The 21,636-nt window shown below is 58.4% G+C and carries 22 protein-coding genes and 3 pseudogenes; 17 read left to right on the top strand and 8 right to left on the bottom strand.

All coding sequences use genetic code 11. The annotated features are described in order from the left end of the window. The first annotated feature begins 97 nt into the window (after positions 1–97). A complete protein-coding gene (locus J2W17_RS06550; RefSeq protein WP_307331092.1) occupies positions 98–574 on the top strand; it encodes a PAS domain-containing protein in 477 nt (158 codons plus the stop codon). 52 nt (positions 575–626) lie between these two features. Continuing rightward, a complete protein-coding gene (locus J2W17_RS06545; RefSeq protein ID WP_307331090.1) occupies positions 627–1,232 on the top strand; it encodes a hypothetical protein in 606 nt (201 codons plus the stop codon). A gap of 1 nt (position 1,233) precedes the next feature. Here J2W17_RS06545 and J2W17_RS06540 read toward each other — a convergent pair whose 3' ends face one another. Next, complete coding sequence (locus J2W17_RS06540; RefSeq protein ID WP_307331087.1) at positions 1,234–2,211, bottom strand: MerR family transcriptional regulator; 978 nt, start codon at positions 2,209–2,211, stop codon at positions 1,234–1,236. Between the two features lie 128 nt (positions 2,212–2,339). Here J2W17_RS06540 and folM point away from each other — a divergent pair, with 128 nt between their 5' ends. The 9 genes from folM to J2W17_RS06495 all read left to right on the top strand — a co-directional run bounded on the left by folM (position 2,340) and on the right by J2W17_RS06495 (position 9,472). Then, positions 2,340–3,050, top strand: a complete 711-nt coding sequence (gene folM / locus J2W17_RS06535) for a dihydromonapterin reductase (protein WP_307331084.1) — start codon at positions 2,340–2,342, stop codon at positions 3,048–3,050. 21 nt (positions 3,051–3,071) lie between these two features. Next, the gene (folE, locus tag J2W17_RS06530) at positions 3,072–3,632 is read left to right on the top strand and encodes a GTP cyclohydrolase I FolE (RefSeq protein ID WP_307331081.1); all 561 of its coding nucleotides are present in this window, start codon (positions 3,072–3,074) and stop codon (positions 3,630–3,632) included. Between the two features lie 2 nt (positions 3,633–3,634). Further along, positions 3,635–4,006 (top strand): dihydroneopterin triphosphate 2'-epimerase, encoded by a 372-nt coding sequence (gene folX / locus J2W17_RS06525; protein ID WP_122540966.1) that lies wholly within the window; start codon positions 3,635–3,637, stop codon positions 4,004–4,006. A 96-nt stretch (positions 4,007–4,102) separates the two neighbouring features. After that, on the top strand, positions 4,103–4,399 hold the full coding sequence (locus J2W17_RS06520; RefSeq protein ID WP_307331077.1) for a DUF1244 domain-containing protein: 297 nt from the start codon (positions 4,103–4,105) through the stop codon (positions 4,397–4,399). Further along, positions 4,392–4,730 (top strand): HopJ type III effector protein, encoded by a 339-nt coding sequence (locus J2W17_RS06515; protein ID WP_307331074.1) that lies wholly within the window; start codon positions 4,392–4,394, stop codon positions 4,728–4,730. The genes J2W17_RS06520 and J2W17_RS06515 overlap by 8 nt, the downstream gene beginning before the upstream one ends. Before the next feature lie 459 nt (positions 4,731–5,189). Further along, complete coding sequence (locus J2W17_RS06510; RefSeq protein WP_307331072.1) at positions 5,190–6,164, top strand: amino acid ABC transporter permease; 975 nt, start codon at positions 5,190–5,192, stop codon at positions 6,162–6,164. 6 nt (positions 6,165–6,170) lie between these two features. Beyond that, positions 6,171–6,962, top strand: coding sequence for an amino acid ABC transporter ATP-binding protein (locus tag J2W17_RS06505; RefSeq protein ID WP_275671997.1), 792 nt, complete (start codon positions 6,171–6,173; stop codon positions 6,960–6,962). A gap of 46 nt (positions 6,963–7,008) precedes the next feature. After that, on the top strand, positions 7,009–7,836 hold the full coding sequence (locus J2W17_RS06500; RefSeq protein WP_307331067.1) for a transporter substrate-binding domain-containing protein: 828 nt from the start codon (positions 7,009–7,011) through the stop codon (positions 7,834–7,836). Between the two features lie 352 nt (positions 7,837–8,188). Continuing rightward, on the top strand, positions 8,189–9,472 hold the full coding sequence (locus J2W17_RS06495) for an NAD(P)/FAD-dependent oxidoreductase (protein WP_307331064.1): 1,284 nt from the start codon (positions 8,189–8,191) through the stop codon (positions 9,470–9,472). Between the two features lie 202 nt (positions 9,473–9,674). Here the strand turns inward: J2W17_RS06495 and trxB are convergent, their stop codons facing one another. Further along, positions 9,675–10,637 carry a thioredoxin-disulfide reductase gene (gene trxB / locus J2W17_RS06490; protein ID WP_150798920.1) on the bottom strand — a complete coding sequence of 321 codons (963 nt, stop codon included), beginning with the start codon at positions 10,635–10,637 and terminating at the stop codon, positions 9,675–9,677. 308 nt (positions 10,638–10,945) lie between these two features. Between trxB and cysZ the strand changes: the two genes are divergently transcribed. Both cysZ and J2W17_RS06480 read left to right on the top strand, forming a co-directional pair. Continuing rightward, positions 10,946–11,698, top strand: coding sequence for a sulfate transporter CysZ (gene cysZ, locus J2W17_RS06485; protein ID WP_307331055.1), 753 nt, complete (start codon positions 10,946–10,948; stop codon positions 11,696–11,698). A gap of 39 nt (positions 11,699–11,737) precedes the next feature. After that, entirely contained in the window at positions 11,738–12,937 is a 1,200-nt protein-coding gene (locus J2W17_RS06480; protein WP_307331053.1) for a glycosyltransferase family 4 protein, read from the top strand. 134 nt (positions 12,938–13,071) lie between these two features. Here J2W17_RS06480 and J2W17_RS06475 read toward each other — a convergent pair whose 3' ends face one another. From J2W17_RS06475 to J2W17_RS06460, 4 genes and pseudogenes are all read right to left on the bottom strand, one after another. Beyond that, positions 13,072–14,175: an NADH:flavin oxidoreductase gene (locus tag J2W17_RS06475; protein ID WP_307331050.1), complete on the bottom strand. Its 1,104-nt coding sequence runs from the start codon at positions 14,173–14,175 to the stop codon at positions 13,072–13,074. Between the two features lie 101 nt (positions 14,176–14,276). Further along, positions 14,277–14,360, bottom strand: a pseudogene (locus J2W17_RS06470) (outer membrane lipoprotein carrier protein LolA); the annotation flags it as partial. Positions 14,361–14,400: 40 nt separating this feature from the next. After that, positions 14,401–14,883 carry a glutathione peroxidase gene (locus J2W17_RS06465; protein WP_307331046.1) on the bottom strand — a complete coding sequence of 161 codons (483 nt, stop codon included), beginning with the start codon at positions 14,881–14,883 and terminating at the stop codon, positions 14,401–14,403. Positions 14,884–15,003: 120 nt separating this feature from the next. Further along, positions 15,004–15,489 (bottom strand): FKBP-type peptidyl-prolyl cis-trans isomerase, encoded by a 486-nt coding sequence (locus tag J2W17_RS06460; protein ID WP_307331042.1) that lies wholly within the window; start codon positions 15,487–15,489, stop codon positions 15,004–15,006. Here J2W17_RS06460 and J2W17_RS06455 point away from each other — a divergent pair. From J2W17_RS06455 to J2W17_RS06445, 3 genes are read left to right on the top strand one after another with little or no spacing between them, the layout of a single operon-like run. Next, positions 15,458–15,799, top strand: a complete 342-nt coding sequence (locus J2W17_RS06455; RefSeq protein ID WP_307331038.1) for a DUF3565 domain-containing protein — start codon at positions 15,458–15,460, stop codon at positions 15,797–15,799. The two genes, J2W17_RS06460 and J2W17_RS06455, sit on opposite strands and share 32 nt — an antisense overlap. 60 nt (positions 15,800–15,859) lie before the next feature. Further along, on the top strand, positions 15,860–17,959 hold the full coding sequence (pta, locus tag J2W17_RS06450) for a phosphate acetyltransferase (RefSeq protein ID WP_307331035.1): 2,100 nt from the start codon (positions 15,860–15,862) through the stop codon (positions 17,957–17,959). Continuing rightward, positions 17,960–18,862 (top strand): acyltransferase, encoded by a 903-nt coding sequence (locus J2W17_RS06445; protein ID WP_307331032.1) that lies wholly within the window; start codon positions 17,960–17,962, stop codon positions 18,860–18,862. A gap of 872 nt (positions 18,863–19,734) precedes the next feature. Here J2W17_RS06445 and J2W17_RS06440 read toward each other — a convergent pair. Both J2W17_RS06440 and J2W17_RS06435 read right to left on the bottom strand, forming a co-directional pair. Beyond that, positions 19,735–19,980: a hypothetical protein gene (locus J2W17_RS06440; protein WP_307331029.1), complete on the bottom strand. Its 246-nt coding sequence runs from the start codon at positions 19,978–19,980 to the stop codon at positions 19,735–19,737. A 753-nt stretch (positions 19,981–20,733) separates the two neighbouring features. Then, positions 20,734–21,063, bottom strand: a pseudogene (locus J2W17_RS06435) (adenylyl-sulfate kinase); the annotation flags it as partial. A gap of 2 nt (positions 21,064–21,065) precedes the next feature. Between J2W17_RS06435 and J2W17_RS06430 the strand changes: the two are divergent. Next, positions 21,066–21,416, top strand: a pseudogene (locus J2W17_RS06430) (acyltransferase); the annotation flags it as partial. Positions 21,417–21,636 lie beyond the last annotated feature (220 nt).

Raw genomic sequence — 21,636 nt, 5'->3', positions numbered from 1 at the left:
CACAGCAAAAAAGCTGCGATTAGCTCTCATTCAGCCTTGATGGCCGCTAGAGTTCTTTTAGAATGCTGCGCTCAATCAATCTGGAAAGGATCCTCCGATGATCAACGCCCAACTGCTGCAAATGGTGATCAACGCTTCCAACGACGGCATCGTGATTGCCGAAAAGGAAGGCGAGCATGACAACATCCTGATTTACGTCAACCCGGCATTCGAGCGGCTGACCGGGTATACCAGCGAAGAAATCCTCTATCAGGATTGCCGCTTTCTTCAGGCTGGGGACCGCGATCAGGAAGCCCTGCCATTGATTAGAGAAGCATTGCTCAGTGGCGGTTCCTGCAGGGAAATTATCCGCAATTACCGCAAGGATGGCACTCCGTTCTGGAACGAACTGTCGCTTTCGACGGCGAAGAATCCGCACGACGGGCAGACTTATTTTATCGGCGTGCAGAAGGACGTCAGCATTCAGATCAAGGCGCAGCAGCGAGTGGCGCAGCTGGAGGCGCAACTGGCTGAAGCCCAAGCCGAACTGGCCGCACTCAAAGCGACGAACGGTGCAAACAAAACCGCGGATTAATGGTCAGTTACTACAATCACCGATGACTGTGTAATTTTTTTTCGAGCCGATCATGCAGCGCGACGCACTCCTGACTCAGGATGAACTGGATTTTATCCAGACCATGCAGCATAACCCGCAACTCAATGTGCGGGATGCGACGTCGAGCCTGCTGGTCAACGGTGGTTCGCAGATCCGTGATCTGCTGACGCGCCTTGCCGCCCATGAGCAAGTCACCCTCCAGGCCACGTTCGAAAACCAGCAGATGACCTTCCCGCTGCATCTGGTGGAAGACGAGTTTCACGCCCTGCATTTACGCCTCGGCGTGCCCAGCATCTATGAAGACGGACCCATGATCCGGCCCTGGCGCCTGGTGCTCGAAGAGCCGGTCGCGTTGGAAAATGCCCGCGGCCAGCCTGGCACGTTGCGGGTACACGAAGTGTCGTTCAAAGGGGTTTTGCTGGAAGTTCGCAACAAGACCAAACCACCCCGGCATTTCGCCTTGTGGTTCAGCCCGTCAGGCTATGAACGGATTGCGTTGCGTGGCACCTTGGAGAAAGAAACCCAAAACGGCCTCTATGCCTATCAGCTGAACCAGGCCGACAAGGACGAAACCGAGCGTCTGCGCCAATTCATCCTGCAGCAGCATCGGCTGACGCATCCCGCCCTGCATCTGTAACTCAAGTATCGAGATTGCCTGCCAGGAATTGTTTCAACCGTTGGCGCATCACCGTGCCCTCGCTTCCCAAAATACCGATCGACGATCCGGCCAGGCTCTCCTGGGCGAGATCAGACGCTTCCCCCGCCAGCATCACCTGACAATCCAGGCTCAAGGCCAGGCGATTCAAGCGTCGTGGCAACTCGCAAGCGGGCATATGATTGGAAAACAGTACCAGCGCCCGGGGCTGGATCCTTTCGCAGACCAGGGTCAACTCGTCGAAAGGCTGACCCAGCGCCAGCACTTGAATCGCCGAATCGACACTGCTCAGAAACAGCGCCGTGACCAGCAGTTCGAGTTCACGGCACTGATCGTTCAGCGGGCAGACAATCACGCGCCGCGGTTGCAGGACCCGCGCCAGCAGCAGACGTTGCAACACGCGAGACCGCAGGAAACCATCCAGGAACAGCCATTCGCTGGTCTGGCCAAAGGCATCCTGGCGTAGCAGCAACAGCTTCCATAACGGCAGCAGGATGTTCTGAAACACCACGGTCAGTGGGTAACTGGAAAAGATCTGTCCGTAGACCTGCTCCAATTGAACCTCGTCAAAGGCACTGACCGCCGCCTGGACCTGCTCCTGCCATTGCGCATAGTCAGCGTGCACCAGCTCATTGGGGATAATGGACGACAGCGCGTGAAGTGGTGCGGTCCTGGCCAGAATCTTGCCGACCTTGCTGACTGCAACGCCGCGTTCGATCCAGCTGAGAATGCTGTGAATCCGCTCGATATCGTTCATCGAATACAAACGATGCCCACTGTCGGTGCGAGTAGGCCGGATCAGCCCATGACGTCGTTCCCAGGCACGCAGCGTGACCGGGTTGACGCCGGTCAGGCGCGCCACTTCACGAATCGGAAACAGTTCTTCCTCTTCAAGCAAGGCAGCGCCTTGCACAGTCGGGACATCGTCGGTCAACACTGGCATGTACAGATTTACGTCCATGTGAATTGGATCCTATTGTACCGCGCTTGCCCTATCACAATTCAAGACCTGCAGAAGACACACCCGTAATAGATGTAGGCGCCCCGTTCGCTGGTATAGTTTTGCTCTCACCGCGACGCGAGCCGTTCATGACCTCTTCCACCGCTCCGATCCTGATCACCGGTGCCGGCCAGCGAGTCGGCCTGCACTGTGCGCAGCGCTTGCTCGAAGACGGCCACCCGGTAATCTTCAGCTACCGCAGCGAGCGCCCCGGTGTACAAATCCTGCGCGACCTGGGGGCGACCGCGGTGTTTGCGGACTTCTCCACCGAAGCCGGAATCTTCGCCTTCATCAGCGAACTGAAAACCCACACCGACAGCCTGCGGGCGATCGTCCATAATGCCTCCGAATGGCTGGCCGAAACCCCGGACACCGACGCTGCCGCCTTCACCCGCATGTTCAACGTACACATGCTGGCGCCCTACCTGATCAATCTGCATTGTGCCGACTTGCTCGAACGCTCACGCCCCGCCGACATCGTGCACATTGGCGATGACGTGACCCGCAAGGGCAGCAGCAAGCACATCGGCTACTGCGCCAGCAAAGCCGGGCTCGACAGCCTGACCTTGTCGTTCGCCGCCAAATACGCGCCGACCATCAAGGTCAACGGTATCGCGCCAGCCCTGCTACTGTTCAACCCCGACGACGACGCGGCGTACCGCGCCAAGGCATTGGCCAAGTCCGCGCTGGGCATCGAACCTGGCAGCGAAGTGATCTATCAAAGCTTGCGCTATCTGCTCGACAACCCTTATGTCACGGGCACGACCCTGACCGTCAACGGCGGACGGCACCTCAAATAAATGCCTCCGCGAGGATGTTCCATGACGTTATCCCTGTCCCAGAGCTATCGCGAGATCCTCATCGGTCTCGGTGAGAACCCCGACCGTGAAGGCCTGCGCGACACCCCGGTGCGCGCAGCCAAGGCCATGAAGTACCTCTGCCATGGCTATGAGCAGAGTGTCGAAGAGATCGTCAACGGTGCGCTGTTCATGTCCGACAACGATGAAATGATCATCGTCGACAACATCGAGTTGTACTCGCTCTGCGAACATCACATCCTGCCCTTCATCGGCAAGGCCCATGTGGCTTATATTCCAACGGGCAAGGTGCTGGGCCTGTCGAAGATTGCGCGGCTGGTGGACATGTTCGCCCGTCGCCTGCAGATCCAGGAAAACCTCACCAGGCAAATCGCCGAAGCGGTGCAGCAAGTGACCGGCGCGGCCGGCGTCGCGGTGGTCATCGAAGCCCGGCACATGTGCATGATGATGCGCGGCGTCGAGAAACAGAACTCGACCATGAACACCTCGGTGATGCTCGGCGCCTTCCGCGAGTCGAGCAACACCCGCCAGGAGTTTCTGCAATTGATCGGACGGAGCAAGTAGCAATGCCACAACTTCAACCAGGAATGGCGCGCATCCGGGTCAAGGACCTGTGCCTGCGCACTTTCATCGGGATCAACGAGGATGAAATCCTCAACAAGCAGGATGTGCTCATCAACCTGACCATCCTCTATGCCGCCCAGGAAGCGGTGCGTGACAACGACATCGATCACGCGCTGAACTACCGGACCATTACCAAGGCGATCATCGCCCACGTGGAGGGCAATCGCTTCGCCCTGCTCGAACGCCTGACCCAGGAAATTCTCGACCTGGTCATGGGCAACGAATCGGTGTTGTATGCCGAGGTCGAAGTCGACAAGCCCCACGCCCTGCGTTTCGCCGAGTCGGTGTCGATTACGCTTGCAGCGAGCCGCTAGCTACAAGCTGCAAGCTTCAAGCTGTAAACTGCGAGCCACCGCAACCCACATCTTGCAGCTTGGAGCTTGCCGCTTGAAGCTGTCTCAGAGAGACCTATGACTGATCAACAACGCCTGGAACTCGAAGCCGCCGCCTTTCGCCGGCTGGTCGCCCACCTGGACAGCCGCAAGGATGTGCAGAACATCGACCTGATGAACCTCTCCGGTTTCTGCCGCAACTGCTTGTCCAAGTGGTACAAGGCCGCTGCCGACGAACGCCAGATCGACGTCAGCCTCGACGACGCCCGCGAAGTGGTCTACGGCATGCCGTACGCCGAGTGGAAAGCCCAATACCAGCAAGAAGCCAACGCCGAACAACAAGCGGCGTTCGCCAAAGGAAAACCCCATGAGTGATTTGAACACCCTGCGCGCCAGCCTCAACAGTGGCGAACACGTTTTCGCCGACACCCTGGCCTTTATCGCCGCCGGCTACGACTATCAGCCCCAGGCGTTCAACAATGGCGGCGTGGAAAACGCCGCCGGGCAGAACGAAGGTTCATGCAAGACCCTGGGTCTGGCACTGCTGGAAAGCCTGAGCGATGAAGAAGCGCTGTTGGCGTTTGGCGAGCATTATCGTTCGGTGGTGGCGACGCCTGAAGGCAGCGACCATGGCAATATCCGCGCGTTGATTGCGCATGGATTGGCTGGCGTCACGTTCACCCAGCAACCGCTGACCCGCCGGTAACCCCCCTGTAGGAACTGGCTTGCCAGCGAAGGGGCCCTTGAATCATGTATCGCCATTGAGGACGCCTTCGCTGGCAAGCCAGCTCCTACGAAAGCTCTGCGTTGTCTGAATGACTTGAGTAACGCGCCCCCCCCCCCCGACTTTCAAGATTGACCCGGTGACTTTATTTCGTTTGCCGGTTGTCGCTGCTCACGACTTTCCTGAAAAGCAAACTACGATCACGGACTGACGTAGCGAATTATGTTCGCTTGCAGTGCCCGATTTTGCGCCGTAATACTGGCCAAAGACTTTAATGCCGAACGGTTAAAGGAGCCCCGCAGGAGCCAGGCTTGCCGGCGAATGCGTCCTCAAGACCGCCTTCGCCGGCAAGCCTGGCTCCTACAAAAAGCGTTCACCTGACCGTTCGGATTAACCCTTTCATGAAGCGAGATCATTACAACTTTCAAGCCTGAGGTCGTCATGTATCACGACAATATAATTTATAAGAAAAAGTCCAACGATCCTCAATTCCTGCTTGGCGTCGCCGTGGTGCTGTTTCTCGGCTCCTACCTGATGAACCTGGGTAACAGCGCCCTCAGTCACTTCCTGCATCCGCTGCTGGGCAACGCCCCGGACAGCCTGACCGCGCGCAATATCGCCATCGGCCTGGGAATCGCCGCATTGGGCACGCTGAACTTCCACGTCCTGGGGCGCTTGAAGTTCAAGGTGCAGACCACGGTGGTCTGGATCGAACTGTTGATCCTGTTCCTGGCGTTCTTCGACACCTTTGACCTGTCCTACAGCTTCATCCTCGACAAGATCGGCTTCCTGATCATCCAGGGCGCTGCCACCACGCTGTACATTTCCGCCATTGCGATTGTGATTGCCTTCTTGCTGGCGTTGATCGGTGCCGTGGCCAAGCTGTCGAACAACGGCCTGGCCAATGCCATCGCCTCGTTCTACACCTCGTTCTTTCGCGGTGTGCCTTTGCTGATCCAGATCTACCTGATTTACCTGGGACTGCCGCAGCTCGGTTACGTGGTCGACGCTGTGCCGGCGGGCATCCTCGCGTTGTCGTTGTGCTACGGCGCCTACATGACCGAGATTTTTCGCGCGGGCATCCAGAGCATTCCGGTGGGCCAGTGGGAAGCTTCGCGGGCACTGGGCATCAACCCGTTCAAGACCCTGAGCCGGGTGATCATGCCCCAAGCCTTGCGGGTGATCATCCCGCCCACCGGCAACCAGTTCATCGCCATGCTCAAGGACAGTTCGCTGGTGTCGGTGATCGGCGTCTGGGAACTGATGTACCTGGCCAAGACCCAGGGCCGCGCGGACTTCCGCCACCTGGAAATGCTGATCACCGCCGCGATGATTTACTGGGCACTGTCGTTCATCCTCGAGCGGGTGCAGGCGCGGATCGAAAAACGGGTCAATCGATCCATTGCAAGGGGTTGATGGCTGATGACTCGAACCAATACCGCCGAACTGCCCGACCTGGCACCTGCTGCGCAGACCAGCCCCTCGATGATTTCGATCATCGGCTTGAACAAGTGGTACGGCAATTTTCACGCCTTGCGCGATGTCGACCTGAACGTCGCCACCGGTGAAATCCTGGTGGTGTGCGGGCCATCCGGCTCGGGGAAGTCGACGATGATTCGCTGCATCAACCACCTGGAAAACTTCCAGAAAGGCCAGATCCAGGTCAACGGCATCACCCTCACCAGCGAGGCGGAAAGTGTCAGCGCAGTGCGCAGGGAAATCGGCATGGTGTTCCAGAGCTTCAACCTGTTCCCGCATTTGAGCGTGATGGACAACCTGACCCTGGCGCCGCAACTGGTGCAAGGCGTGTCGTCCGCCGAGGCAAAAAAACGCGCTCAGGTGTATCTGGAGCGGGTGCGCATTGCCGAGCATGCCGACAAGTATCCATCGCAATTGTCGGGTGGCCAGCAGCAGCGCGTGGCGATTGCCCGGGCGTTGTGCATGAACCCCAAGGTCATGCTGTTCGACGAACCGACCTCGGCCCTGGACCCGGAAATGGTTCACGAAGTGCTGGACGTGATGGGCGAACTGGCCACCGATGGTATGACCATGATTTGCGTGACCCACGAGATGGGTTTTGCCAGCAAGGTCGCCGACCGCGTGCTGTTCATGGACCAGGGCCAGGTTATCGAGCAAGCCACCCCCGCCGAATTTTTCAACAACCCGCAGACCGAACGCGCGCAGCAATTCCTGTCACAGATCATTGGTCACTGAGCACCGCTTTGCCGCCCCAAAACAATAACGATAAGTGGAGATGGACATGATCAGCAAAAAACACCTGATAGCCGCCGCAATCTCGCTGGCGTTCGTCGGCGCCGCCAACGCCGGAGCCGTCCTGGACAAGATCCAGAGCAGCAAAACCATGACCGTCGCCACGTCGGCGACCTGGCCGCCCCAGGGTTTTATCAACGACAAGAACGAAATCGACGGGTTCGATATCGACGTTTCCAAGGAGATCGCCAAGCGTCTCGGGGTCGAGGTCAAGTTCATCACCCCTGACTGGGACGTGATCACCGCGGGCAAGTGGAACGGGCGCTGGGACATGTCGGTGGGCTCGATGACTGCCACCAAGAGTCGCGCGCGGATCCTCGACTTCCCCGCGACCTATTACTACGTGCCGTATGTGTTTGCAGTCCATACCAAATCGGCGCTGACCGACCACAAAGCGCTGAATGACAAGACCATCGGCGTCGAAGGCGGCACCACCTCCGAGGACTATTTCAGCCAGGCGCTGGCCATCGAAACAACTGATGTGCCGCCTGTGGTTTATGACGTGCAGACAAAGAAAATGAAAACCTATGCCGGCTCCCTCGGGCCGCTGGATGATTTGCGTCTGGGCGACGGCGTTCGCCTGGATGGCATCCTCACCCAACGCAGCACCCTGGAAGCGGCGATCAAGAAGAATTACCCGTTGCGTGCCGTCGACGACAGCATCGTGTTCTACGAACCGTTGGCGATTGCTACCGATAAGGGTGACCCGGAGTTGAAGGCCAAGCTCGGTGAAATCATCGGCGCAATGCACAAGGACGGCACGCTGACCAAGCTGTCGAACAAGTGGTATGGCGTCGACTACTCGACCATCAAATAAACACCGCCGATCCTGTTGGAGCGAGCCTGCTCGCGAAGGACGTCAACGATGATGCGGGCAGTCTGAATGCACGCGGCGCCCTGCGTTTTTCGCGAGCAGGCTCGCTCCTACAGAAGACACCGCCCTGTGTAGGAGCGAGCCTCCTTGCGATGGACGTCAACGATGATGCGGGCAGTCTGAATGCACGCGGCGCCCCTGCGTTTTTCGCGAGCAGGCTCGCTCCAACAGAGACAACGCCCTGTGTAGGAGCGAGCTTGCTCGCGATGGACGTCAACGATGATGCGGTCAGTCTGAATGCACATAGCGCTCTTGAGTTTTTCGCGAGCAGGCTCGCTCCTACTAAGGATTGACCATGTCCTTCCCCACCACCTGGTACTCCCAAACCTCGCTGCCCCGCGCAGTCAGGCCTGCATTGAACACAGATGAAACCTGCGACGCCTGCATCATCGGCGCCGGGATTGCCGGTCTCACCGCCGCCCTGGAACTGACCCGTCGCGGCAAACGCGTGATCATCCTCGAAGCGCATCAAGTCGCCTGGGGCGCGTCCGGTCGCAATGGCGGCGTGGTCTCGCCAGGCTGGGCCGAAGGCTCGGGGGCGATCCGCAAGAAACTTGGCCTGGAACACGCCAAGGCGCTGTTCCAGATGTCGGTCGAAGGCGTGGAAATCGTCCGGCGCAACATCGCCGAGCTGGCCCTGACCGGTTGCGATCCGTCTGCCGGTACAATTCGGGTCAAGCGTTACGACGACAGTACAGGCGTGAAAAACCACATCGATAGCATGGGCCGCGACTTCGGCTACGCACTCAATTACCTCGACACTGCCCAGGTTCGCGAACGGGCGCACACCTTGCGCTATTTCCAAGGAGTCGAAGACCCGAACGCCCTGCACTTCCACCCGCTGAACTATTGCCTGGGCCTGGCTCAGGCCATCGAAGCAATTGGCGGACGGATGTTCGAGCAATCGAAAATGCTCGCCTGGCGTCGCGAGGGCGCCGACAACATCGTCCAGACCGCCCATGGTAGCGTGCGCTGCCAGGACCTGGTGTTCTGCGCCGGCGGCTACGGCGGCCCGGAACTGCAAAAACTCAGCCGCGCCTACCTGCCCATCGCGACCTACGTGGTGCTGACCGAACACCTGGGCGACTCGATCAAAACCGTACTCGACTCCGGTGCCGCGTTTTCCGACGACCGCCGCGCTTCAGACTACTATCGCATCGTCGAAGGCGATCGCCTGTTGTGGGGCGGACGCATCACTACCCGCAACGAACAGAACGAACAAGCGCTGGCGGCCATGCTCAAGGCGGACATGGTCGCGGTCTATCCGCAACTGGCGTCGGTCAGGATCGAACTGGCCTGGTCCGGGCTGATGGGCTATTCCACCAACAAGATGCCCAACCTGGGAATGCTCGAACCAGGCGTCTGGGCCTGCACCTCGTTTGGTGGCCATGGTTTGAACACCGGCTCGATTGGCGGACGGGTGATCGCCGAGGCGGTGTGCGGGGAAAGTGCGCGGTATGATTTGTTCAAGCCGTACCTGCTGGATTGGAACGGGGGGCCGTTCGGCCGGGTGGCGGCCAATGCGATCTATCAGTCATTGAAGGTGATGGATTTTGTCCAGGAGCGGTTGCGCGGCTGATCGAGATCGACCCGGGCAACACACGACCTGTGGGAGCGAGCCTGCTCGCGATGGACGTGAACGATAACGCGAGTTGCCTGAATGCACGCGGCGCCCGTGGGTTTTTCGCGAGCAGGCTCGCTCCTACAGGGGATGTGGTGGACGCGCATTTGTTACGAGCACAAAAAAACCGGCCGAAGCCGGTTTTTTCATGAAGACCAAATCAGAACTTGGCGTTCTGCAGATCGTCCAGGTAACGCTCGGCATCCAGTGCCGCCATGCAGCCGGCGCCGGCCGAGGTGATGGCCTGACGGTAAACGTGGTCAGCCACGTCACCGGCGGCAAAGATACCTTCGAGGCTGGTAGCCGTGGCGTTGCCATCACGGCCGCCCTGCACCACCAGATAACCGTCTTTCAACGTCAGCTGGCCTTCGAACAACGAAGTGTTCGGGGTGTGGCCGATGGCGATGAACACGCCGTCGACTGTCAACTCGTCGAAGCTGCCGTCGTTGTTCTTCAGGCGCGCACCGGTCACGCCCATGTTGTCGCCCAGCACTTCGTCCAGGGTCGCGTTCAGTTTCAGGACGATCTTGCCTTCGGCAACCCGGGCATTGAGCTTGTCGATCAGGATCTTTTCGGCGCGGAAAGTTTCGCGACGGTGGATCAAGGTCACCGTGCTGGCGATGTTGGCCAGGTACAGGGCCTCTTCCACAGCGGTATTGCCGCCACCGACCACAGCCACTGGCTTGTTGCGATAGAAGAAACCGTCGCAGGTCGCGCAGGCGGAAACGCCTTTGCCCATGAACGCTTCTTCCGACGGCAGGCCCAGGTAACGGGCGCTGGCGCCGGTGGCGATAATCAGGGCGTCGCAGGTGTAGGTCGCGCTGTCGCCGGTCAGGGTGTACGGCTTGGCAGCGAAGTCCACGGCATTGATGTGATCGAAGACGATCTCGGTTTCAAAGCGCTCGGCGTGCTCTTTCATGCGGTCCATCAGCGCCGGGCCGGTCAGGCCATGGACATCGCCCGGCCAGTTGTCGACTTCAGTGGTGGTGGTCAGTTGACCGCCGGCCTGCATGCCAGTGATCAGCAAAGGCTTGAGGTTGGCACGGGCCGCATAGACGGCAGCGCTGTAACCGGCAGGGCCGGAACCGAGAATAATCACTCGCGAATGACGGACTTCAGACATGACCTGCTCCTGTTGACCGGCCTGGAACACCTGGCGCGGTACGCCGGGTTGCCGGCGCGAATAAAAAAGAACCGTTGATAGCGCTTGGGGAAGCTCGACAGTCCTGTAAAAAGATTGGGTGCAGCGTATCGAGGGGGCGAAGATTAAGGAAATACGGTTTAACAATCCAGCTCATAGGCGGTCTCTATTCCAATACGGCGGATACATAGGCGCCTTTGTTACAGTTAATGTCGATGCCGCTGCCGCGCTTTCGCCTGTCAGGCAAAGCCGGTAAGGTCGGCGCGTTTCCCCTTTGCTCGGAGCACGCTATGCCCGCCCCCGTTCTGTCCGGCCCGCAATACCTGCGCGAAGGCCTCAGGCTGGTCCTGAGTCCCAGCCTGCGCCTGTTCGTATTGTTGCCGCTCGTGATCAACCTGGTGCTGTTCGTCGGATTGATCTATTTGGCCAGCCATCAATTCAGTCTATGGGTCGATACCTTGATGCCGTCCCTGCCGGAATGGCTGAGTTTCCTCAGTTACGTCCTCTGGCCGCTGTTCGTGGTGCTGGTGGTGTTGATGGTGTTTTTCACCTTCACCATGCTCGCCAATGTCATCGCCGCGCCATTCAACGGCTTCCTGGCGGAGAAAGTCGAAGTGGTGGTGCGCGGCACCGACGACTTCCCTGCCTTCAGCTGGGGTGAACTGATTGCCATGGTTCCCCGCACCTTCGCCCGGGAAATGCGCAAGCTGGGCTACTTCCTGCCCCGCGCCATCGGCTTGTTCATCCTCTCGTTCATCCCGGTGGTCAACCTCATCGCCGCGCCGCTGTGGCTGCTGTTCGGGGTGTGGATGATGGCGATCCAGTACATCGACTACCCGGCGGATAACCACAAGCTTGGCTGGAACGAAATGCTCGCCTGGCTGCGGCAGAAACGCTGGCAGAGCCTGGGTTTCGGCGGCAGTGTGTACCTGGTGTTGCTGATTCCGGTGGTCAACATCCTGATGATGCCGGCGGCCGTGGCGGGGGCGACGCTGTTCTGGGTCCGTGAACGCGGCGCGGAAAACCTGGTGGTCCAGCGCTGACGGGTCACAAAACCATCATCAAACCGCCACAATGACGACATGGCCTCAGCCGATACTGGGGTCATGACGACAGCTCTGCATATCACTCTGATCACCGAAACCTTTCCTCCGGAAATCAACGGCGTGGCCAACACGCTTGGCCGCTTGTGCGACGGCTTGCGCGCGCGGGGGCATCAGGTGGAACTGGTGCGGCCTCGACAGGTTGGCGACCAGTATCTGGGCAGCAATGATGAATTGCTGTTGTGTCGGGGCTGGCCGCTGCCGGGTTATCCCGGGTTGCAATGGGGTCAGTCATCGATGCACAAATTACTGCGACGCTGGAAACGCCGTCGCCCGGACGTGCTGTACATCGCGACGGAAGGACCGTTGGGACTGTCCGCGCTGCGCGCGGCTCGGCGCCTGGGGATCGCCGTGGTCAGTGGCTTTCACACCAATTTCCAGCAATACACCAGCCAGTACGGGCTGGGACTGCTGACGCGCCTGCTGACCCACTATCTGCGCTGGTTTCACAATCGTTCGACCCTGACCCTGGTGCCGAGCATCAGCCAGCGCCTGGAGCTGGATCGCCGGCATTTCGAGCGCCTGGCGTTGCTGTCGCGCGGTGTCGACAGCCTGTTGTTTCATCCGGCCAAACGCCTGCAGTCGCTGCGCGATCAGTGGGGCCTGGCCGAGAACGACGTCGCCGTCATTCACGTGGGACGCCTGGCACCGGAGAAGAATACCGGTTTGCTCAAGCGCAGTTTCGATGCGCTGAAAGCGGCGTATCCAAAGCGTACGATCAAGCTGATCGTGGTGGGTGACGGGCCGCAGCGAGTGATTCTGGAGAAGGAACTGCCCGAGGCGATTTTCTGTGGTGCGCAACGTGGAGAAGCCTTGGCCAGTCACTATGCGTCGGGGGATCTTTTTCTGTTTCCAAGCCTGACCGAAACCTTCGGCAATGTGGTGCTTGAGGCGCTCGCTTCCGGGCTGGGGGTAGTGGCCTACGATATGGCCGCGGCTGCTCAGCATATTCGCCATGGCTACAACGGTGTATTGGCGATGCCGGGAGATGAAGAAGCGTTTTGCGAAGCAGCGGTGTGGTTGCTGGAGGAGGAAGAGACCTTGCGCTGCGTGCGGCTCAATGCGCGTCAGCATGCCAGTCGTCAGGGCTGGGCGGCGATTATCGAGCAGTTCGAGGGGCAGTTGCGGGGGGCTTGTGTGGGGGAGGTGGTGGTGCCGAATGCACCGACCATGCCCTGAATCTTTGCTGACCTTGAGGCCGTCTTCGCTGGCAAGCCAGCTCCCACAGGGTTCCGGGGTGTTCACATATCATGTGATCACCACAAAACCTGTAGGAGCTGGCTTGCCAGCGAAGAGGCCCTTCCAGACGCCGCTTAAACCAGGGTCATCAACGCCTCACGACTGAACGGCAAAATATCTCCCTCACGCCCATCACGCACCTTCTGCGCCCAATCCGGGTCCACTAGCAACGCACGCCCCACCGCCACCAAATCGAACTCATCGTTATTCAACCGCTCCAGCAGTTTTTCCAGGCTGGCCGGCTGGGCGATCTTGTCGGTTTCGACCAGGAACTGCAGAAATTCGCCGTCCAGGCCGACACTCCCAACCGTGATGGTCGGCTTGCCGGTGAGCGTGCGCGTCCAGCCTGCCAGGTTCAGATCGGAACCGTCGAATTCCGGCTCCCAGAAACGGCGCGTCGAGCAGTGGAAAATATCCACGCCGGCGTCGGACAGCGGCTTGAGGAACTCGCCCAAGGCTTGCGGGGTTTGCACCAGACGCGCGGTGTAATCCTGCTGCTTCCATTGGGAGAAACGGAAGATGATCGGGAACCCTTCACCGACTGCGGCACGCACCGCCTGAATCAGTTCGATGGCGAAACGCGAGCGCTTGGCCAGGCTACCGCCGTATTCATCAGTGCGCTGGTTGCTGCCTTCCCAGAAAAACTGGTCGACGAGATAGCCGTGGGCACCGTGGATTTCCACGCCGTCCATGCCGATGCTCTGCGCGTCTGTGGCCGCCTGGGCGAACGCTGCGATCACGTCCTGGATATCCTGGCGGGTCATGCCGTGAACCACGACCTGGCCGTCCTTGAGCTTTTCCGACGGACCGTAACCCGGCACGCTGGCATCCGGCTCGGTGCCGATGCGGCGCACGCTGCCGACATGCCACAACTGAGGCACGATCTTGCCGCCTTCGGCATGTACTGCGTCGACGACTTTCTTCCAACCGGCCAATGCTGCTTCACCGTAGAAGTGCGGCACGTTCGGATAGCCGTTGGATGCCTTGTGGTCGACGGTGGTGCCCTCGGTGATGATCAAGCCAACGCCGGCGGCGGCGCGGCGACGGTAATACTCGATCACTTTGGAATCCGGCACGCCACCCGGCGAAAACCGACGGGTCATCGGGGCCATGACGATGCGGGTCGGCAGTTCGAGGGTGCCGAGGCGGAACGGTTTGAACAGGGCTTTGACGGGCATGGGGGCGCTCCACGGGAATAGACTTTATGATGGCGATAATATGGAGTGCGCGACGGATTGAACAGCACTATTGATTGCGGTGATCAAGGTCTACAAGGTGCGAATACTGTAGGAGCGAGCTTGCTCGCGATATACCTGAGAGCGCCGCGGGATGTCAGGCTGTCAGCGTTATCGTTAACGACCATCGCGAGCAAGCTCGCTCCTACACCTATAACCAAGGGGATATCAGCCCAGGGCTTTTTCGATTGCCTGGATGACCGCAGGATCGTCCGGTGGTGTACGCGGCGAGAACCGCGCGAGTACGCGCCCATCCTTGCCGAGCAGGAATTTTTCGAAGTTCCAGGTGATGTCACCCGGGAACTCGGCGCCCTCGCCCGCCAGCAGACGGTACAACTGATGGCGCTCGTGCCCGTTGACCTCCAGTTTGCGGGACAACGGAAAGGTCACGCCATAGTTGAGGCTGCAGAAATCCTGGATTTCCTGCTCGGTGCCCGGTTCCTGTCCGGCAAACTGGTTGCACGGCAGGCCCAGCACGCTGAAACCTCGGGCCTTGTATTGCTGGTAGAGGTTTTCCAGCGCCGCATACTGTGGGGTCAATCCACATTTTGAGGCGACGTTGACCACAAGCACGACATGCCCCTTCAGGGGTGCCAACGGTAGCGCCTGACCATCCAGGGCTGTCAATTTAAGGTCGTGAAAAGCACTCATGACGAACTCCAGATTCCCGTTCTTCTCAAAACAGCCACTTGGCGGTGCCATCAAGGACAGCCGCGGACTAAAAAGGCGCCCTCGGGCGCCTCTCCAGTTCTCGAAAGCTTAGCGCAGAAATCAGTGGTGATGGCCACCTTCGCCATGGACGTGGCCATGAGCGATTTCTTCCTGGCTGGCGTCACGGATGTCGATGATCTTGACCTGGAAATTCAGGCGCTGACCGGCCAACGGGTGGTTGCCGTCGACGGTGACATCGTCGCCGTCCAGATCGCGAATGGTGACGATCTGCATCTGGCCGTCCGGAGCGGACGCGTGGAACTGCATGCCCACTTCCAGTTCATCGACGCCTTCGAACATGCTGCGGCTCAGGGTGCTGACCAGTTCGGCAGCGTACTCGCCGTAAGCATCTTCAGGTTCTACGGCGACGGTCAGTTCGTCACCGACGGCCTTGCCTTCCAGTGCCTTTTCCAGGCCCGGAATGATGTTACCTGCGCCTTGCAGGTAGACCAGCGGCGCGCCGCCGGCGGAGCTGTCGATGATCTCACCAGCGTCGTTGGTCAGGGTATAGTCGATGGAGACAGCCTTATTGGCGGCGATCAGCATGGGGCGAGACCTTTTGCATAAGAATATTGAAAGACCCAGTTTAGCGAAGCCATCGCCCGAAAGCGAACACAACCCGGACAGACGGACCGCGGCAGCGCAAGGCTCGACGGTGACAGGCTTTCACCAGGACGAAGATGGCCACTGGGTGGTCGAGCTTTCCTGCGGCCACACCCAGCACCTGCGCCATCAGCCACCGTGGCAGTCCCGGGCCTGGGTGCTGAACCCTTTGCTGCGTCATGAAAAAATAGGCCAGCCCTTTGCTTGCGGTTGGTGTGCACAAGGCTCGGTTAGCGATAACCTTGGCGACTGAAATTCGGTAGATCGTCAGATATAGATGATCGCCATTGCCATGCACCCCCAGAGAATCCGCATGCAGACTTTTTTTATCGCACCCACCGATTTTGGTGTGGGTCTGACCTCCATCAGCCTCGGGCTGGTGCGTACCCTCGAGCGGGCCGGCCTCAAGGTCGGCTTTTTCAAACCGATCGCCCAGCCCCATCCAGGTGATACCGGGCCTGAACGTTCCACCGAACTGGTGGCCCGCACCCACGGCTTGAAACCGCCACAGCCCCTGGGCCTGGCCCATGTCGAGCGCATGCTCGGCGACGGCCAGCTCGACGAGCTGCTCGAAGAAATCATCACCCTGTATCAGCAAGCGGCCGTCGGCAAGGACGTGCTGATCGTCGAAGGCATGGTTCCGACCCGTAGCGCCAGTTATGCCGCACGGGTCAATCTGCACCTGGCCAAAAGTCTCGACGCCGACGTGATCCTGGTCTCGGCCCCGGAAAACGAAGTGCTGGCCGAACTGTCCGGCCGGGTGGAATTGCAGGCGCAATTGTTCGGCGGGCCGAAAGACCCGAAAGTCCTCGGCGTGATCCTCAACAAGGTCAAGACCGACGAAAGCATGGAGGCCTTCGCCTCGCGCATGAAGGAACACTCGCCCTTGCTGCGCAGCGGCGACTTCAAATTGCTCGGCTGCATTCCGTTCCAGCCGGAACTGAACGCGCCGCGCACCCGCGACGTGGCCGACCTGATGGGCGCGCAGATCCTCAATGCCGGCGATTACGAAACCCGGCGCATGACCCGAATCATCATCTGCGCCCGCACCATGCGCAACACCGTGGAGCTGCTCAAGCCCGGCGTGCTGGTGGTGACCCCGGGCGATCGCGACGACATCATCCTCGCCGTCAGCCTCGCGGCCATGAATGGCGTGCCCCTGGCCGGCCTGCTGCTGACCAGCGACACCCTGCCCGACCCGCGCATCATGGACCTGTGTCGCGGCGCCTTGCAGGCCGGCCTGCCGGTGTTGTCGGTGAGCACCGGTTCCTATGAAACCGCCAACCAGTTGAACGGTTTGAACAAGGAAATCCCGATCGACGACCGCGAACGTGCGGAGATCATCACCGATTTCGTCGCCAGCCACCTTGACGCCAACTGGCTGCACCAGCGCTGCGGCACGCCACGGGAAATGCGCCTGTCGCCGGCGGTGTTCCGCTATCAATTGATCCAGCGCGCCCAGGCCGCCAACAAGCGCATCGTCCTGCCCGAAGGCAGCGAGCCGTTGACCGTGCAAGCGGCGGCGATCTGCCAGGCCCGTGGCATTGCCCGTTGCGTGTTGCTGGCCAAACCCGCGGACGTGGAAGCCGTGGCCCGCGCCCAGGGCATCGAGCTGCCACCGGGGCTGGAGATTCTTGACCCGGACCTGATCCGCGAGCGGTACGTCGAACCCATGGTCGCCCTGCGCAAGAGCAAAAGCCTCAACGCGCCGATGGCCGAGCAGCAACTGGAAGACACCGTGGTGATCGGCACCATGATGCTGGCGCTGGATGAAGTCGACGGCCTGGTGTCCGGGGTCATTCACTCCACCGCCAATACCATCCGCCCGGCGCTGCAGCTGATCAAGACCGCACCGGGCTGCACCCTGGTGTCGTCGGTGTTCTTCATGCTGTTCCCCGAAGAGGTGCTGGTCTACGGCGACTGCGTGATGAACCCGCACCCGAGCGCCAGCGAACTGGCCGAGATCGCCCTGCAAAGCGCCGATTCGGCCGCGGCATTCGGCATTACCCCGCGTGTGGCGATGATCAGCTACTCCAGCGGCGAATCGGCCAGCGGCGAAGAAGTCGAGAAGGTGCGCGAGGCGACATTGCTCGCCCATGAACAACAGCACTCGCTGCTGATCGACGGCCCGCTGCAATACGACGCCGCCGCCAACGAAAACGTGGCCCGGCAACTGGCACCGAACAGCCAGGTGGCCGGTCGCGCCACGGTGTTCGTGTTCCCCGACCTCAACACCGGCAACACCACCCACAAGGCCGTGCAGCGCAGCGCCGACTGCGTCAGCCTCGGGCCGATGCTGCAAGGCCTGCGCAAACCGGTGAACGACCTGCCCCGCGGCGCGCAGGTCGATGACATCGTCTACACCATCGCGTTGACCGCGATTCAAGCGGCCAACCGACCTCTGGACCTTTAAATGCTGGATTTCCTGCCCGCCGCCGTACGCGGCGTGATTGCATCGTTATTGCTGGCCCTCAATACCATTTTGCTGTGCTCGTTCCTGTTCTGCGTGGCGATCCTCAAGGTATTGCCCTTCGCCCTCACCCAGCGCCTCACGCGCTGGCTGATGAGCCATACCCACGAAGCCTGGATCAGCAACAACAAAGCCTGGATGGACCTGGTCTGCCGCACCCGCTGGCACCTCAGCGGCCTCGAAAGCCTGGACTACCGCCACTCGTACCTGATTACCAGCAATCACCAGAGCTGGGTCGACATCATGGTGCTGCAATACGTGCTCAACCGGCGCATCCAACCGCTGAAGTTCTTTCTCAAGCAAGAACTGATCTGGGTGCCGGTGATTGGCCTGGCCTGGTGGACCCTGGGCTTTCCGTTCATGAAGCGCTACTCCAAGGCCTACCTGGAAAAGCACCCGGAGAAGAAAGGCAAGGACCTGGAAACCACGCGCAAGACCTGTGCGAAATTCCGCCATGACTCGGTGGGAATTTTCAACTTCGTCGAAGGCACGCGCTTTACCGAAGGCAAGCATGCGCAGCAGAAATCACCCTTCAAGCATCTGCTCAAGGCCAAGGCGGGCGGCATTGCGTTTGTGCTGGATGCGATGGGCGAGCAGCTCGAGTCGATCGTCAACGTGACGATTCACTACCCGGGCGGGCGTCCGGGGTATTGGGATTTGCTCTGTGGGAATGTGAAGGATGTCGTGGTGCATTTTCAGGAGCTGAAGATTCCGCCGGAGTTTATCGGCAAGAATTATGAGCAGGATGGGGAGTACCGGATGCAGTTTCAGGGGTGGATCAATCAGTTGTGGCTGGATAAGGATGCGTTGCTGGAGCAGATGCATCGGGAGTATCCAGCGAAGTAATGCGGTGAATGTACCGGCCTCTTCGTGGGCAAGCCCGCTCCCACAATGGATCTCTTTGGAATACACATTTTGTGTGCGCTGAAGATCAAAAGTGGGAGCGAGCCTGCTCGCGAAGACGATCTAAAGGACACAAAAAACACCGCCAATAATCGGTCACCGGCGATTTTTATCGCTAATCCGAAACTAATCAAACTAATTTAATCTTCACTTCTTCCAGGTTAACCAGCCTATCATCACCGCGCCTATTAATATTCCACCATTACTATTCTCGATTTTTCCGCGCTATTTTTTCGCTACGAATCTATTCCAAACACCATTTCTAAGCAGCAAAAACAGCAAAAATATAGAACCGACGCTCCAAGTAAAGACTATAAAATAATTTGAAATATTATTCTGCAGGGCCCACCCCAATATATCTTGACGGCTTATTACCACCTCCAACCGATCATCATATACACCCCAAACAAATTGCGTACTTCGATCCGATTCTACAGCGACCCATAGCTCTCGTGACATACTGAAATCCAAGTGCTGAATATCTCGACTAGAAACTTCGATAACATGATCGTACGTATCATTACCCTTTCCGACCCTCAGATATAAAAACGACGTAGTCCTTGACGCCTCCGAAAGCCCCTTATGTATGAATGCATTTTCTAAGACCACTTTTTCTGGAGCTGAAGGAATTTCTACTATTTTCTCAAAACACAAAAAAGAAACAACAGAAAAATACACAATGATAACTATAAATAAAACAATTTCAAACCCACTCAGTACATACCCGCTAGAAATGGTGAATATTCTGTTTCGCACACTACAACTCCCCTTCCGTTAACACAAACATTTCATGCGAGCATAGCTCACACTTTAGCTCATTCATTCTGGACTGCCATTGTAGCAATCACGCCTGCTACATTGCCGACAAGACTAACTACATCACCTGTCTTGAATTCAGCACCATCCCTGATATCTGTTTGCGCCGTTTGGTTCAACAGTACCATTCCAGTCCCATTAACGAAAAACTGATCTGAGACTGCAGTCGCACCCGCACCCGCACCCGCACCAACAGTTGCACCGTCATTGATAACGCCTACAAATATTTCGGCTTTACCTGCCATATGCTACTCCTTAATCACTGTCTTAAATGCAAGTGTCATTCTTACCTGATCACACTTCACAGAAGGCGATCTTGCTGCGTGGGGAATTCGCCCATCAAAAATCACCACCCGACGCAATTACGAATATTTCATTATCAATCTGCTCTATTTCCATACGCTATCCATTCCGCTAAAAAACTATCCAAACACCATGTTTGAAAAGCACCAACAGCAAATACAGAGACAGAAACCCCATGCAACAAACACAAAATAATTTTCCGATTTCCTGTATTGCACCCACAGCGAAATATCTTTACGACTTATCAACAACCCCAATTCATTACCATACCCCCAAACAAATCGTTTACTCCGATCCGGCTCTACAGCAACCCATAGCTTTCGCGACTTACACAAATCCAAGCGCTGAATATTCTAAAACAACTCGCTCCATCTGCCGAAAATACTACCCGGACACTTTAATTAATGTCAGCTACCGACTTCCGAGTAAGGTGTAGTCCTCGTCTGACAAAGAATGGTCAATTGGGTAATTACATATAGGAAAAGGTTACAAATGGAGTTTTCCTACAGCGTTGAAGTTTTAAGACTACTTTTGAATGGAAAAGGATGGGGTGTTACGGCAGATGCAGTGCGAGCGCCAAGTCTTGAGTTGCCTGTCCCGGCCTCTTCCCTGGTAAGCAAGCTTCTGCAGGGTCCAAGTAGTACGATAATGGTGCGACAGCACGCATCCAGTAGGAACTGGCTTGCCAGCGAAAACGACTGGGTGTCGACCAGGAGGTCGGCATCAGCGGCACGTCGTACGGGAAAGAGTAACCCGGGATGTTGTCGCTACCGGCTGCGTACAGACCTTGCGGATCACCCTCGGCACAGATGTCGGCGAGGCCTGGACGTAGACCATCGACAGACGCTCCTTGCCGATCCGTTCCCTGGCCTCCTCACGACTATGGCACTTGGCGCTACGAAGGGGGCCGAGTTCAGCAGACTGGCGTGGTTGAGCTGACGCGCAACGTGCACGGTACGACGTCAGTTCTCGGTTCGCCCAGCGCGATCCTGTTGCAGAACTTTGTTCAGGTCGAGACGCAAGTTGGCGCTTCACCGAAGGCAAGCATGCGCAACAGAATCGCCGTTCAAGTACCTGCTCAACCCCAAGGGCTGGCATTGCATTTGTGCTGGATGCGATGGGCGAGCAGCTCGAGTCGATCGTCAACGTGACGATTCACTACCCGGGCGGGCGTCCGGGGTATTGGGATTTGCTCTGTGGGAATGTGAAGGATGTCGTGGTGCATTTTCAGGAGCTGAAGATTCCGCCGGAGTTTATCGGCAAGAATTATGAGCAGGATGGGGAGTACCGGATGCAGTTTCAGGAGTGGATCAATCAGTTGTGGCTGGATAAGGATGCGTTGCTGGAGCAGATGCATCGGGAGTATCCCGGAAAGTAATTGGGTATGTGCCGGCCTCTTCGCGAGCAAGCCCGCTCCCACATTGGATCTTCATGGATCACACATGTTGTGTACGACAAAAAACCACTGTGGGAGCGGGCTTGCCCGCGAAGGCGTCCGACCAGAATCGGCATAGGGGACGGTCTTCATAGACCGTACCCCTGCCACACCACCCGGCATGCGGGTCCGCACCGGGCGGTTCGAGAGATTGAGGTTATGA

The sequence above is a fragment of the Pseudomonas lini genome, assembly GCF_030812475.1.
Lineage (GTDB): Bacteria > Pseudomonadota > Gammaproteobacteria > Pseudomonadales > Pseudomonadaceae > Aquipseudomonas > Aquipseudomonas lini_A.
The sequence above is the reverse complement of the archived record's forward strand: the minus strand, read 5'-3'. Positions and strand labels throughout refer to the sequence as shown.

Bases quoted from the DNA above. Each gene is read 5' to 3' on its own strand.
- J2W17_RS06495 (WP_307331064.1), top strand. From the start codon at position 8,189: ATGTCCTTCCCCACCACCTGGTACTCCCAAACCTCGCTGCCCCGCGCA.
- pta (WP_307331035.1), top strand. From the start codon at position 15,860: ATGCAGACTTTTTTTATCGCACCCACCGATTTTGGTGTGGGTCTGACC.
- J2W17_RS06540 (WP_307331087.1), bottom strand. From the start codon at position 2,211: ATGGACGTAAATCTGTACATGCCAGTGTTGACCGACGATGTCCCGACT.
- J2W17_RS06505 (WP_275671997.1), top strand. From the start codon at position 6,171: ATGACTCGAACCAATACCGCCGAACTGCCCGACCTGGCACCTGCTGCG.
- trxB (WP_150798920.1), bottom strand. From the start codon at position 10,637: ATGTCTGAAGTCCGTCATTCGCGAGTGATTATTCTCGGTTCCGGCCCT.
- J2W17_RS06510 (WP_307331072.1), top strand. From the start codon at position 5,190: ATGTATCACGACAATATAATTTATAAGAAAAAGTCCAACGATCCTCAA.
- J2W17_RS06465 (WP_307331046.1), bottom strand. From the start codon at position 14,883: ATGAGTGCTTTTCACGACCTTAAATTGACAGCCCTGGATGGTCAGGCG.
- folM (WP_307331084.1), top strand. From the start codon at position 2,340: ATGACCTCTTCCACCGCTCCGATCCTGATCACCGGTGCCGGCCAGCGA.
- cysZ (WP_307331055.1), top strand. From the start codon at position 10,946: ATGCCCGCCCCCGTTCTGTCCGGCCCGCAATACCTGCGCGAAGGCCTC.
- J2W17_RS06515 (WP_307331074.1), top strand. From the start codon at position 4,392: ATGAGTGATTTGAACACCCTGCGCGCCAGCCTCAACAGTGGCGAACAC.
- J2W17_RS06500 (WP_307331067.1), top strand. From the start codon at position 7,009: ATGATCAGCAAAAAACACCTGATAGCCGCCGCAATCTCGCTGGCGTTC.
- J2W17_RS06455 (WP_307331038.1), top strand. From the start codon at position 15,458: ATGGAGACAGCCTTATTGGCGGCGATCAGCATGGGGCGAGACCTTTTG.
- J2W17_RS06475 (WP_307331050.1), bottom strand. From the start codon at position 14,175: ATGCCCGTCAAAGCCCTGTTCAAACCGTTCCGCCTCGGCACCCTCGAA.
- J2W17_RS06440 (WP_307331029.1), bottom strand. From the start codon at position 19,980: ATGGCAGGTAAAGCCGAAATATTTGTAGGCGTTATCAATGACGGTGCA.
- J2W17_RS06545 (WP_307331090.1), top strand. From the start codon at position 627: ATGCAGCGCGACGCACTCCTGACTCAGGATGAACTGGATTTTATCCAG.
- J2W17_RS06550 (WP_307331092.1), top strand. From the start codon at position 98: ATGATCAACGCCCAACTGCTGCAAATGGTGATCAACGCTTCCAACGAC.
- folX (WP_122540966.1), top strand. From the start codon at position 3,635: ATGCCACAACTTCAACCAGGAATGGCGCGCATCCGGGTCAAGGACCTG.
- J2W17_RS06445 (WP_307331032.1), top strand. From the start codon at position 17,960: ATGCTGGATTTCCTGCCCGCCGCCGTACGCGGCGTGATTGCATCGTTA.
- J2W17_RS06480 (WP_307331053.1), top strand. From the start codon at position 11,738: ATGGCCTCAGCCGATACTGGGGTCATGACGACAGCTCTGCATATCACT.
- J2W17_RS06520 (WP_307331077.1), top strand. From the start codon at position 4,103: ATGACTGATCAACAACGCCTGGAACTCGAAGCCGCCGCCTTTCGCCGG.
- folE (WP_307331081.1), top strand. From the start codon at position 3,072: ATGACGTTATCCCTGTCCCAGAGCTATCGCGAGATCCTCATCGGTCTC.
- J2W17_RS06460 (WP_307331042.1), bottom strand. From the start codon at position 15,489: ATGCTGATCGCCGCCAATAAGGCTGTCTCCATCGACTATACCCTGACC.